At 74.2% G+C, this 12,585-nt stretch carries 9 protein-coding genes; 2 read left to right on the top strand and 7 right to left on the bottom strand.

All coding sequences use genetic code 11. The features are described from left to right. Nucleotides 1-5 precede the first annotated feature (5 nt). The 3 genes from KIT14_04290 to KIT14_04280 are packed head-to-tail and all read right to left on the bottom strand — an operon-like array spanning nucleotide 6 to nucleotide 7,356. Nucleotides 6-1,466, bottom strand: a complete 1,461-nt coding sequence (locus KIT14_04290; protein MCW5889751.1) for a virulence factor family protein — start codon at nucleotides 1,464-1,466, stop codon at nucleotides 6-8. Continuing rightward, nucleotides 1,463-4,006, bottom strand: a complete 2,544-nt coding sequence (gene mprF, locus KIT14_04285; GenBank protein ID MCW5889750.1) for a bifunctional lysylphosphatidylglycerol flippase/synthetase MprF — start codon at nucleotides 4,004-4,006, stop codon at nucleotides 1,463-1,465. The genes KIT14_04290 and mprF overlap by 4 nt, the downstream gene beginning before the upstream one ends. Then, on the bottom strand, nucleotides 4,003-7,356 hold the full coding sequence (locus KIT14_04280) for an AAA family ATPase (protein ID MCW5889749.1): 3,354 nt from the start codon (nucleotides 7,354-7,356) through the stop codon (nucleotides 4,003-4,005). The genes mprF and KIT14_04280 overlap by 4 nt, the downstream gene beginning before the upstream one ends. A 180-nt stretch (nucleotides 7,357-7,536) precedes the next feature. Between KIT14_04280 and KIT14_04275 the strand changes: the two genes are divergently transcribed. After that, complete coding sequence (locus tag KIT14_04275) at nucleotides 7,537-8,430, top strand: HDOD domain-containing protein (GenBank protein ID MCW5889748.1); 894 nt, start codon at nucleotides 7,537-7,539, stop codon at nucleotides 8,428-8,430. 6 nt (nucleotides 8,431-8,436) lie between these two features. Here KIT14_04275 and KIT14_04270 read toward each other — a convergent pair whose 3' ends face one another. The 4 genes from KIT14_04270 to KIT14_04255 form a co-directional block, all read right to left on the bottom strand. Then, nucleotides 8,437-8,874, bottom strand: coding sequence for a hypothetical protein (locus KIT14_04270; GenBank protein ID MCW5889747.1), 438 nt, complete (start codon nucleotides 8,872-8,874; stop codon nucleotides 8,437-8,439). A 41-nt stretch (nucleotides 8,875-8,915) separates the two neighbouring features. Further along, entirely contained in the window at nucleotides 8,916-9,086 is a 171-nt protein-coding gene (locus KIT14_04265) for a hypothetical protein (GenBank protein ID MCW5889746.1), read from the bottom strand. Between the two features lie 208 nt (nucleotides 9,087-9,294). Beyond that, complete coding sequence (locus KIT14_04260; GenBank protein ID MCW5889745.1) at nucleotides 9,295-9,777, bottom strand: aminoacyl-tRNA deacylase; 483 nt, start codon at nucleotides 9,775-9,777, stop codon at nucleotides 9,295-9,297. Nucleotides 9,778-9,792: 15 nt separating this feature from the next. Next, nucleotides 9,793-11,454: an acyl-CoA synthetase gene (locus KIT14_04255; GenBank protein ID MCW5889744.1), complete on the bottom strand. Its 1,662-nt coding sequence runs from the start codon at nucleotides 11,452-11,454 to the stop codon at nucleotides 9,793-9,795. An 85-nt stretch (nucleotides 11,455-11,539) separates the two neighbouring features. Between KIT14_04255 and KIT14_04250 the strand changes: the two genes are divergently transcribed. Beyond that, nucleotides 11,540-12,550 (top strand): zinc-binding dehydrogenase, encoded by a 1,011-nt coding sequence (locus KIT14_04250; protein ID MCW5889743.1) that lies wholly within the window; start codon nucleotides 11,540-11,542, stop codon nucleotides 12,548-12,550. Nucleotides 12,551-12,585 lie beyond the last annotated feature (35 nt).

Here is a 12,585-nt window from a genome sequence, read left to right as displayed (position 1 = left end):
CGCGATTATCGGGGGCCGTCGGCGCCGGCACCAGTGGCCGCGGCGGGAGCCGTCGGCGGCGGTGCGGCCGCGGGGACCGGCACGACGGGCGCGGCAGCGGCGGCGGCCGCGCCCGCGTCGATCGCCGCGTCGCCCCGCTCCGCCGCGGCGATCAGCGCCGCGGCGATGGCGTCGTAGTCGCCGCCGAAGTGGTGCCCGCCCGGCAGCGCGACGACGGTCGCGAGCCCGGGCGGCAGCTCGGGGCACAGGCTCTCGTCCTCGTCGCTGCCCTGGACGCACAGGATCGGCAGGCCGCGCAGGCGCAGGACCTCGGGGCCGACCGGGTAGGCGTCGTCGCCGCCGCCGCCGAGCCAGTCGCTCAGGTGGAACGTGAAGTCGGTGTGGGTGCCGGGGCCGAGGAGGGCCACCAGCGCGACGCGGGCGCGCAGCTCGTCCGGCAGGCGGGCCACGAGGAACGGCAGCACGTCGGCGCCGCGGGAGTAGCCGGCGAGGATCACGCGGCGCTTCTGCTTCGCCGCGAGGTAGTGGCGCAGCAGGCGCGCGAGATCGGCGGCGGCGCCGTCGGGCGTACGCGGCGTCCAGTAGTACTCGAGCGAGCTCCAGCCGACGACGGGGATGCCGTGGCCGGCGAGCGCGTTGCCGAGATCGCGGTCGATCGTCGCCCAGCCGCCGTCGCCGGTGAGGATGACGGCGAGGAGATCCGTGCGCGGGCCGACGGCGGGGACCTCGACGAGCGGCAGGTCGGCGACGGAGGCGCCGGCCGACTGCGCGACCTCGCCGAACTGCGCCAGCGCCAGCGCGGCGACGCCCGTCACCAGCCGGGTGGCAGGCTCACGCTTCGCGTGCGGCACCGCGCGCACGAACGCGTCGGCGGCGCAGTCGCGCGGCCCGTCGACGACGAGCCACGGCGCGAACAGCTCGGGCGCCGGCGCGAGCTGCCACTCGTCGGCCGCGGCGCCGGGCGTGGTCACGAGCCCGCGCAGCGTGCCCGGGCGGCGCGGCAGGGAGAGCGTCGGGCAGAAGCCGACGCTGACCGCGCCGGCGAACATGCCGGGATTGCCCTGCGCCACCGCCGCGTAGACGAAGGCGCCGCCGGCGCCGATCCCGACCAGCACCGGCCGGCGGTACGCCGGCAGCCGCAACGCCCGCTGCACCACCTGGCTCAGCACCTCGAGGTCGGCGGCGATCCAGGCCGCGTCGCCGGGCGTGTCTCGGAGCCCCCGGCGGTACGACGGCAGATCGATGCCGACGACCGCGGCGCCGCGGGCGGCGAGCTTGCGCGCCGTCTCCGCCAGCCCCGGCCCGAACCCGGCGTCGTCCGAGACCAGCAGCACCACGCGCCGCGCCGGGCTCGACGGCATCCACAGCGCGACGGCCCCGAACGGCGCCAGCTCGAGCTGCGACGGCGGGCCGCAGGAGAGGAGCGTCACCGCGAGCGTCGCGGCGAACGCCGCGCGCCGGATCATCGCGCCACCACGCCCGTGATGCCGCCCGAGACCAGCGTCGCGACGTCGGTGAGGACCCGCGGCAGCGCCAGCCCGCCGGGCGACGCCAGGTAGCGCGGCTCCCATACCGGATCGAACTTCTCCTTGTACTGGCGCAGGCCCTGGAAGTTGTAGACCTGCGCGCCGTGGCGGAACAGGTACGCGCCGGCGCGCGTCCACAGCGGCGCGAGCCGGCGCGCCTCGAGCCCGGAGAGCGGCGCCATGCCGAACGCGAACCAGCGCCAGCCGTCCGCCTTCGCCCACAGCAGCAGCTCGGTGAAGAGGAAGTCCATGAGGCTCGGCGGGCCGTCGGGCCGATGGCGCATGAGATCGACCGACACCTCGTGCCGATCGGCGCCCTGCCACAGCGTCGCGAACGCGACCAGCCGGCCCTGATGGTGCACGAGCGCGTGCGGGAGCTGCGCCAGATAGCGCTCGTCGAAGCGGCCGAGGGAGAAGCTCTTCTCGCGCGTCCGCTTCGACGTGAGCCACGCGTCGGACACCTCGCGCAGCGCGGGCAGCAGCGCCGGCACGGCGTCGGGCGCGACGATCTCGAAGGTGCAGCCGTCGCGCCTCAGGCGGTTGTAGGTCGTGCGCAGGCTCTTGCGCGCGCCGCCTTCGAGCCCGAACGCGGCGAGGTCGACGCGCGCGAACTCGCCGAGCTTCTGCAGGGCGAGGCCGAGCTCGAGGTAGACGGGGAGCAGCGCCGGCCCGACCTCGTAGAACGCCGGCAGGGCACCGTGCCGGTCGCAGAGGTCGCGAAAGCGCCACGCCAGCTCGCGCGCGTCGCCGCGCGGCGCCACCGGGTCGCCCATCGCGACCAGCGTGCGGCCCGACGCCGCGTACATGACGAAGCCGTCGCCGCGCTCGTTCCAGCAGAAGCGCTTGTCGCCGAGCAGCGCGAGATGGGCGTCGGGCGCCCGCGACGTGCGCACCACCGCCCGCACGCGCTCCGCCTCGTCCGCCGCCGCCACCGGCGCGGGCATGCCGGCGGGGCGCAGCAGGCGCAGCCCGCCCCACACGAGGAGCGTCATCGCCGCCGCCACCGAGGCGCGCAGCGCCCGCGACGCGCCGGCGTCGAACGCGAACTGCCACCAGAGGTCGTGCGCGTACTCGACGTGGCGCCAGGCGACGAGGAGCAGCCAGCCGGTCCCGACGACCACCAGCGCCACCGCGACCAGCCACGGGCGCGTCAGGGTCTCGGCGCGCAGCGCGGCCCGGCGGTGGAAGCGCCGATGGCATGGCAGCAGGGCGCCGAGGACGAGCGCCAGCGCGAGCGCCGTCTCCCAGTCGAGCGCACGCAGGAGCGCCGTGACGACGCCCGCGGCGAGAAGGCCGACCGTGAGGCTCCAGGCGACGTCGAGCCGCTGCTGGAGCCCGCGCGCGAGCAGCATGAGGAGCACGCCGACGACGCTCGCCGCGAGGTGGGAGAGCTCGACGACCGGCAGCGGCACGTGGGCGCCGAGCACCTCGAGCCGGCCGTGCGTCGTCGGCAGCGCGCCCGTCGCGACCAGCACCGCACCGACCATGAAGGTCGCCGCCGCGAGCGTCGGCGGAACCAGCGCCGACGCCGCGGTGCCGAGCGCCCCTCCCACGCGTCGCACGGCGCCGGCGTACGGCCGCGCCTCGTGGATGCCGAGGAGCAGCACGCCGACGGCCAGCGGGATCAGGTAGTAGGCGACGCGATAGACGACCAGGCTCGCCAGCACGGCCGGGCTCGCCGCCGCGTCGCCGAGGAGGAAGAGCAGGCTCGACTCGAAGACGCCGAGCCCGCCCGGCACGTGGCTCAGGAGCCCGGCCAGCTGCGCCAGCACGAAGGCGCCGAGCAGCGCCATGAACGACGGCGCCACCCCCGCCGGCAGCAGCACCCAGAGCACCGCCGCCGCCGCGATCCAGTCGGCGCACGAGAGCACGACCTGGGCCGCGGCCATGCGCAGCGAGGGCAGCCGCAGCTCGTAGGTACGCCAGCGCAGCGGCGCCCGCACCACCGCGCACGCACCGAGGTAGAGCACGAACGCGAGCAGCAGCACCGTCCCGAGGACGCGGCTGGCGACGAGCGGCACGACCGACCCCGGCAGCCCCTCGAGCAGCAGCGCGACGCCGGCGATGGGCAGGAAGCCCATCCAGAACGTCAGGCTCGTGAAGACGACGACGGCGCCGATGTCGGCCGCCGACAGCCCGAAGGCGCCGTAGAGCCGCAGCCGGATCGCGCTGGCGCCGAGGAACGCGGGTCCGATGTTGTGGCTGACGACGTAGGCGACGAACGACGCGAAGGCGGTGCGCCGGTACGGCAGCGGGCGCCGGATCCAGCGCAGCGCAAGGACGTCGTAGCCGGTGAGGAGGACGTAGGACACGGCGCCGGCCGCGAGCGCGAGCGCGAAGCGCGCCCACGGCACGGCGCGCACCTCGGCCACGATCTCGTGCCAGTGGTACTGGCGCAGCTCGTGGTGCAGCAGGAGCAGGACGAGGGCGAACAGCCCGACCGACAGGGCGGTTCCCGCCTGCTCGAGGCGCCGGGTCACGCGCCGCGGAGCTCGAGGACGGCGCCACGCACGGCGGCGAGGCGCGGGGCGAGATGCACGATGCGGAGCTCGTCGGCCAGCTCGGCGGCGCGCTCGACCCCGCACGGCGTGGCGCCGCGGGCGAGCGCGACCTCCGCACCGCCGAGCAGCGCACCGACGAGGCCGCTGCGCGAGCCGATCAGCTCCGCGAGGTTGCGGGCCTCGGCGAAGCAGCCCGCCGCCTCGCCCAGCCGGCCGCGCCGCACGAGGACGTCGCCGCGCGCGAGCAGCACGAGCAGCTGGCGGAGCCGGCCGCCGAGCCGGCCCACCAGCCCCGCGGTGATGCGGTCGGCGCGGTCGACGTCGCCGATCGCGAGCAGGGCTTCGCCGACGAAGCGGGTGTTCAGCTGCATCGTGCCGGCGGCGGCGAGCCCCTTCTCGATGCGATCGACGTAGGGCGCCGGGTCGAACGTCTCGCCGAGCCGCGTGCGCGTCAGCATCGCCAGCGAGGCCGCGGTGGCGTAGGCGTTGACGTTGGCGATCTGCTCCGCGAGGTCGAGCCCGAGATCGGCCCAGCGGCGCGCCTCCTCGTAGTCGCCGCGCAGGTAGTGGATCGGCGCGAAGAGCGTCGCCATCGCGGTGCGCATGGTGCGGTTTCCCGACTGCAGCGCCAGCGCGTTGGTGTGATAGCCGTTGTCGAGGACCTCGTCCCAGCGGTCGCTCGCGTAGCGGGTGATGTCCCGCACCCAGAGCGTGCTGAGGTACATCTCGCCGGTCGTGAGCCCGTCGCGCTCGAGCTCGGCGAGCGTCTCGGCCACCGCCGCCTCGGCCTGCGCGAAGCGGCCGTCGGCGGTGTAGTTCATCGCGACGCCGCGCACGATGCGCTGGACGACGTCGCGCAGCCCGAGCCGCCGCGCCAGCGCGAGGCCCTCCTCGGCCATGTGGAGCCCGGTCTTGTAGTCGGCCTCGGGGCCCATGATGGTGAGCACGCCGCGGAAGTAGCGCAGGTTCGCGACCTGGGCCGGCTGCCCGAGCATCTCCGCGAGCTCGACGCCGCGGCCGGACGCCCGCTGCGCCTCGCAGACGTCGTCGCCGCCGAAGAACACGGTGAGGCGGGCGAAGCCGGCGGCGCCCGCGAGCGCAGCGCGGTGGAAGTGCCCGTCCTCGCGCTCGCCGAGCACGCTCTCGGCGAGCTGCCATGCCTGGCGGTAGTACTGCGAGGCGACGCGGTACGACGGCAGGCGCTCGGCCTCGGTCGCGGCGCGCAGCAGGGCGTCGACGGCCTTCACGTGGTCGTCGCTGTGCGCGTAGTGGTGTGCGAGCAGCGCCGCGTGCTCGGCCGGCCGATCGGCGTCCTCGCCTTCGAGCATGCGGCCGATGCGCTCGTGCAGCTGGCGGCGCTGGCGCAGGAGCAGGGTCTCGTAGGCGATCTCCTGGGTGAGGCTCTCGCCGAAGCGGAACTCGTCGGCGGCGAGGAGGTTCTTGCGGTGGAGGAGCCCGCGCCGCTCGAGCTCCTCGAGCTCGCGCGGCACGTCGAGCTGCTCGCCGGCGAGCAGCTCCTCGAGCTGGCTGCGGCGGAACTGGCGGCCCAGCACCGCCGCCACCTGCACGATGCGCTTGGCCGCGGCGCTCAAGCGATCGAGGCGCGCGGCGATGACCTCCTGGATCGTGCCGGGGATCGGCATCTCGCGCAGCGCCCGCGTGAGGCGCACGTGGCCGTCCTCGCAGACGAGCGTGCCGTCCTCGCACATCCCGCGCACCAGCTCCTCGGCGAAGAACGGACTGCCCGCCGCCCTCGCGACCAGCACCGGCGCGAGGTCGGCGGGCAACGTACCGCCGGCGACCGCCTCGGCGATGCGCCGGACGTCGGCCTCGTCGAGGCGGCGCAGGAGGAGCTGCGAGAACGCGGTCGCGATCTGGAACGTCGGCGCCGTCTCCGGGCGATGCGTGAGCAGCACCAGCACGTGGGCGCTGTGGAGCCGCCGCATGAGATCCTCGAGCAGCTCGCGCGACGGCTCGTCGATCCAGTGCAGGTCCTCGAGGACGATCACCACCGGACGCCGCGCCGCCTCGCCCATGATGAGGCGCGCGACGGCGTCGAAGGTCTCGCGCTTCAGCTGGTCGGCGGGCTGGTCGGCGAGTTGCTCGATCGGCAACGAGAGGAAGCGGCAGAGGACGGGATACGTGCGCTCCACCTCCTCGTAGGGAACGCCGAAGCGGCGCGAGACCTTCTCGCAGGCGACCTCGACGTCGTCCTCCCAGTCGAGATCGAACCAGGTCCCCATCATGCTGAGGAAGGGGTGGTAGGGCAGCCCGTGCAGCATGGAGGCGCAGCGGCCCTCGAAGAGCGCGGCCGACTCACCGGCGAGCCGCTGCCGGAACTCGTGCACGAGGCGCGACTTGCCGCTACCGGCGTCGCCCACGACCGCGATCACCTGCATGCCGCCGTCGCCGAGCCGCAGGTAGGCGTCTTCCAGCCGCGCCAGCTCGCCGGCGCGGCCGACGAACGGGGTCAGCCCGCGCGCCTCGGCGATCGACATCGCCGCCGCCGGCCCCCGCCAGTCGCGCACCGCGTAGGCCGCGACCGGCTCGCTCTTGCCGCGCAGCGCGAGCTGGCCGATGGGCTCGACCTCGAAGTGCCCGCGCACGAGCCGGTGCGTCGACTCGCTGATGAGGATCACGCCGGGCTCGGCGGCAGCCTCGAGCCGGGCGGCGAGGTTCGTCGTGTCGCCGATCGCCGTGTACTCCATGCGACGGTCGTTGCCGACGGTGCCGGCGACGACGGGCCCGGTGTTGACGCCGATGCGCAGCTCCAGCCCGGCGTCGTGGCGCGCGCGCAGGCGCTGCGACAGGGCCTCGACGGCGTCGCGGATGGCGAGCGCCGCGCGCACGGCGCGGTGCGGGGCGTCCTCGTGCGCGACCGGCGCGCCGAACAGGGCCATCACGCCGTCGCCCGCGAGCTGCGTCACCACGCCGCCGCGCCGGTAGACCTCGGACACGGCGACGTCGAGGTACTGCTCGATGAGCTCGTGGAAGTCCTCGGGGTCGAGACGATCGGCGATCGCGGTCGAGCCGACGAGATCGCAGAACAACACCGAGACGACCTTGCGCTCGCCCTCGACCGGCCCGGACGCAGCGACGACGGTGGGACCGCCGCCGGCGTCGCGACGTCGCGCCAGCACGCGAGCGACCGGATCGGCCGGGGACGGCGCCGCGTCCCCTTCGACCCCGGCGCCGCAGTCGGGGCAGAAGCGCCACCCTGCCTGGAGGATCGCTCCGCAGCTCCCGCAGTGCGACGCGACGCGAGCTCCACAGGCGTGGCAGAACGGTTTGCCCGCGATCAGATCGACGCCGCACGTGACGCAGCGCATGGAGGGCGGGTACGCCGCGTCCCCGGGCAAGTCAACTTGCGATGAGGACAGGGGCGCCATTCGTGCGCGCGAGCGTCGACGTCGTGACGCTCGTGGGACCGCGAGCCCAGGGCGCACGGTCGCCGGATGCTGGCATGGCGGTTGCTGCCCGCAGCACCGATGGCCCTTCCAGCAGCCGCCGTGTCCCAGGTGACCCGCCGGCGCACGTGGGACACGCCCCAGCGGTCGCCCGTCCTCGAGCGCTTCTACCGCGAGCTGATGGCCGTCGAATCGCTGCCGTCCGCACCCGAGGTCGCGCAGCGCATGCTGGTGGCCATCAACCGCGAAGACGTCAACCTGCGCGCCCTGGCGCAGCTCATCGAGCGCGATCAGTCGCTCGCCGCCCGCCTGCTGCGCCTCGCGAACAGCGCGCTGTTCGCGGTGCGGACGCGGGTCACCGGCATCTCGCACGCGGTGACGCTGCTCGGCTTCGCACGCGTCCGCGACCTGGTGCTCGGCCTCAGCGTCTGGGGCGCCCTCGAGGGCTCGACCGCGGACAGCCGTCGCTACCGCAAGAAGATGTGGCATCACACCTCGATGGTGGCGTCGGCGGCGAAGCTGCTCGCCGAGCGCATGCGCGCCGACGGCGGCCAGGCCTTCACCGCCGGCCTCCTGCACGACGTCGGCAAGCTCGTCCTCGGCCTGCGGCTCGGCGAGACCTACTGGTCGCTGCTCGACGATGCCGGCGAGATGGGCGGCGCCGCCGTGGCCGAGCACGAGGCCTTCGGCTGCAACCACGCCACCGTGGGCGGCTGGCTGCTCCAGCTCTGGGGCATGCCGCCGGCGCTCGTCGAGCCGGTCGCGCTGCACACCGAGCCGCTGAACCCCGAGTTCGGCCTCGACCTGCCGGCCATCGTGGCGATGGCCGATCGCCTCGTGCACTCGACCGACGCGAGCGGCGACATCTCCCGCCAGGACATCCTCGACGAGCTCCGCGCCTTCGCGCCGGGCCTGCTCGACGCGGATTCGTGGAAGGAGATCTGGACCGCGCTCCTGAAGGAGCAGTCCTCGCTCGGCGGCATGTTCGAGGACTGACCCGGACTACGGGTTCGCCGGTGCCGCGCCCGACGCCGCCTCGCGCAGCTTGCGGCCGGCCTCCTCGAGCTGCTTCCCGAGCGACTCGCCGATCGTCCGCAACGCATCCCCGGCCGCCGCGCCCGCCGCGCGCATGCCGGTGTCGACCGACTCACGGCGCAGGTCGCTCCGGCGCGCCTCGAGCCGGGCGATCTCGGCGTCGAGCGCGGCCCGATCGTCCTCGTCCTCGCGCAGCGCCTCGGCACGCATCGCCGCGATCTTCGCGTCGAGGCGGGCGAAGGCCGCCTCGACGTCGGCCGCCGCCGCGGGCGACGGGTCGTGACGGTAGGCCGCGAGCGCCTCCTCGACGTGCTCGACGTCGCGCGACGCGCGCTCGCCGCCGCAGCACCCGGTCATGACGAAGGCGGCCAGGAGGCCGCTCAGGAAGGCGATCAGGACTCGCATGGGCGGGATGTAGCACGCAGGCGCGGCCGGGCGAACGACTCTCATGGCGTCGCGACGCGGCCCCAGACCTCGGCCAGCCCGCGGCGCGCGACCCACGTCTCCAGCGCGGTACGATCGACGTCCGGGCCGGACACCCGGAGCATCGCGTGGATGTCGCGCACGTGCTTCTCCGAGCCACCCTCCCGGTCGTACTCGAGCGTACGCACGATCACGTACTCCGGCGGCGCCACCCGGACGACCTCGGCGTCGACGGCCGGCTCGCGGGCGCGCGCCAGGTGTCATCCGTCGCAGGACCGCCTCGTACTCGGGCGTCCAGGACGTGTCGTCGGGGCGCACGATCGACGCATGCGACGGGCCGCGTACGACCGCCACCGGCCGCGGGTGGCGTCGGCCCGGCGACCGCGCGCCGCTTGGCGCGGCTCACGCCCCGGCGACGTCGGCCCGCTGCGCCCCCGTCACCGCCAGGAGATCCGCGACCCGGAGCTCCAGATCGAGGCCGCGGACGCCGGCACTCACGTGTACCGTGCCCAGCAGCTCGACGCTGTCGTCGATCCACACGTCGAACGGCTTGCCGACGAGCATGAGCGCCGAGATGCCGCCCACCTGGAGCCCCGTCAGCTTCTCCGCCTCGCGCTGCGACGCCATCCGCACCGCCTTCGTCGCCACGGCGCGGGCGCAACGCTTGAGATCGAGGTGCATGGCCGCCGGGATCATGACGAGGCACGGCCGCCCGCCGTCCTCGCGCAGCACGACCAGCGTCTTCCACACGCTGTCGAGCGGCGCCCCGAGGAGCGCGGCCACCTCGACCGCGTCGTGGAACTTCCGCCCAGCGTCGTACTCGACCGCGCGGTACGCGATGCCGCGCGCGTCGAGCAGGCGCATGGCGTTGGTGCGCGTGGGCATGCGGCCCTGCCCGCCTTACGCCAGCCCGCGCGCCTCCATGCCCCGCTGTTTCGCCCAGCGGTAGTCCGGCTTGCCGCTGGGACTGCGGACCATCTCGTCGACCACGACGAACGTCTTCGGGAGCTTGTAGCGGGCGAGATGCTGGCCGGCGAAGTTGGCGAGCTCGGCGGGCTCGAGGCGGGCGCCGGGGCGCGGCTGCACGACCGCCGTCACCTGCTCGCCGAAGCGCTCGTCGGGCGTGCCGACGACGACGGCGTCGTAGACCTGCGCGTGCTTGCGCAGCACCTGCTCGATCTCCTCGGGGTATATCTTCTCGCCGCCCGAGTTGATGCAGACCGAGCCGCGGCCGAGGACGTTGATCGAGCCGTCGGGGTTGTACTGGGCGTGATCGCCGGGGACGGCGTAGCGCGTGCCCGCGATCGCGACGAAGGTCTTCGCGGTCTTCGCCGCGTCCTTGAAGTAGCCGAGCGGCATGTGGCCGACGCGGGCGAGCCAGCCGGTCTCGGTCGAGTCCTGCGGCAGCTCGCCGGAGAGGTCGCTCGTCAGGATGAGCGTGTTCGACATGGCGAACTTGCCGGTCTTGGCGTCGTCGCCGGCACGGGTGGCGAGCGAGCCGTGGGCGCCGGTCTCGGACGAGCCGAAGCCGTCGACGACCATCGCGTGCGGCACGAGCTCGAGCAGCGCTTCCTTCATGTGCGGCGACAGGATGGCGCCGCCGGAGCCGATGACGAACAGGCGCGACAGGTCGTAGGCCTTGCGCCGCAGCTCGTCGACGATGGGGCGCGCGAAGGCGTCGCCCACCAGCGTCAGCGTGTTGCAGCCCTCGCGCTCGACCAGCGTCAGCACGTCGACGGGATCGAGCTTCTCGGGCTTGCCCTGCAGGACGACGGTGCCGCCCTTGTGCAGCGACCCGAAGGCCAGCCACTGCGCCGCGCCGTGCATGAGCGGCGGCGTGGTCAGCGTCCGCATGAAGCCGCCGCTCGAGACCGCCTCCTGCGCGAGATCCCCGACGCTCGCCGCCCCCGGCATGCCCGGTGCGCCGCCGGTCATCGCCGCGTGGTAGATGTCCTCCTGGCGCCAGAGGACGCCCTTCGGCGCGCCCGTCGTGCCGCCGGTGTAGAGGATGTAGAGGTCGTCGGACGACGGCTCGACCGGCGGGCGCGTGTCGGGCGCGGCGGCGAGGGCCGCCTCGTAATCCTGGGCTCCGGGCAGCAGCGGATGGCCGGACTCGTCGGCGACCTGGAGCAGCAGGCGCAGCTTCGGCAGCCGGTCGCGCAGGCGCGCCAGCACCGGGGCGTAGCGGGCGTGGTAGACGAGCGCCGTGCACTCGGCGTCGGCCAGCAGGTAGAGCAGCTCGTCGTCGACGTAGCGGTAGTTGACGTTGAACGGCGCGACCCGCGCCAGGTACGCGCCCAGCATCGACTCGATCCACTCGGGGCAGTTCAGCATGTAGATGCCGAGGTGGTCCTGGCCCGACTCGTGCCCGGCCAGCTCGCCGCGCTCGCGGCGGCAGCCGAGGCCGGCGGCGTGCAGCACGTTGCCGAGCCGGCGGGCGCGCCCGGCCAGCTGGCCGTAGGTGAGACGTTGCGTCGGGGTGACGATGCACTCGCGGTCGGGGGCTCCGGCTGCGATGGCCTGCTGGGCGAGTCCGAGATTCATGGACCGGGTACCAAGCATCGCCCGGCGCCGACGGCAACCGCGCAGCGCGTCGCCGGGGCGCGGACTCGTTGAACCGCTGCGAGCCCGGCGCTATGGGCCCACGATGCGCTCCGTCTGGATTCCCAAGGCCGGTCCGCCCGAGGTGCTCGAGCTACGCGAGGCGCCCGATCCGGTCCCGACCGCCGGCCAGGTGCTGCTGCGCGTCCGCGCCGCCGGCGTCAACTTCGCCGACGTCTCCGCGCGCATGGGCTTCTACCCCGACGCGCCGCCGTTCCCCTGCGTCGTCGGCTACGAGGTCTCCGGCACGATCGAGCGCCTCGGGCCGGGCGTCGAGGGCTTCGCGCCCGGGCAGCGCGTCCTCGCGCTCACCCGCTTCGGCGGCTACACGGACATGCTCGCCGTTCCCGCCGCACAGGTGTTCCCGATGCCCGACGCGATGAGCTTCGAGCAGGGCGCCGCGATCCCGGTGAACTACCTGACGGCGGTGCTGATGCTCTACCGCTTCGGCAACCTGCAGCCGGGCGAGACGGTGCTCGTGCACGCCGCGGCGGGCGGCGTCGGCCATGCGGCGCTCCAGCTGTGCAAGGCGGTGGGCGCCCGCGTGATCGGCACGGCATCGGCGTCGAAGCACGCGGGGCTCAAGGCCGCCGGCGTCGCCGAGTGCATCGACTACCGCAGCGAGGACTTCGAGCAGGCCGTGCGACGCATCACCGGCGGGCGCGGGGTCGACGTCGTGCTCGACGCCACGGGCGCCTTCCGCAAGAGCTACCGCTGCCTCGCGCCGCTCGGGCGTCTCGTGTGCTTCGGACTGTCGTCGGCGTCGAGCGGCACCGAGCCGAGCAAGCTGCGCGCGCTGGCGGCGATCGTGAAGCTGCCCTGGTTCCATCCGATCAAGCTGATGAACGACAACAAGGCGGTCATCGGCGTGAACCTCGGCCACCTCTGGGAGCACATCGACATGCTGCGCCGCGAGATGCGGACGCTGATCGACGGCTTCGAGAAGGGCACGATCGCGCCCGTGGTCCACGCGGCGGTGCCGCTCGCCGAGGCGGCGAAGGCGCACCGCATGCTCCAGGAGCGGGTGAACGTCGGGAAGGTGCTGCTGGTCTCGTAGCACGTGGTCTTGTCGGCCTGCGGGAACGCCGATAC

The sequence above is a fragment of the bacterium genome, assembly GCA_026129405.1.
Classification (GTDB): domain Bacteria; phylum Desulfobacterota; class Binatia; order DP-6; family DP-6; genus JAHCID01.
This window is presented reverse-complemented; position numbering and strand designations above follow the sequence as displayed.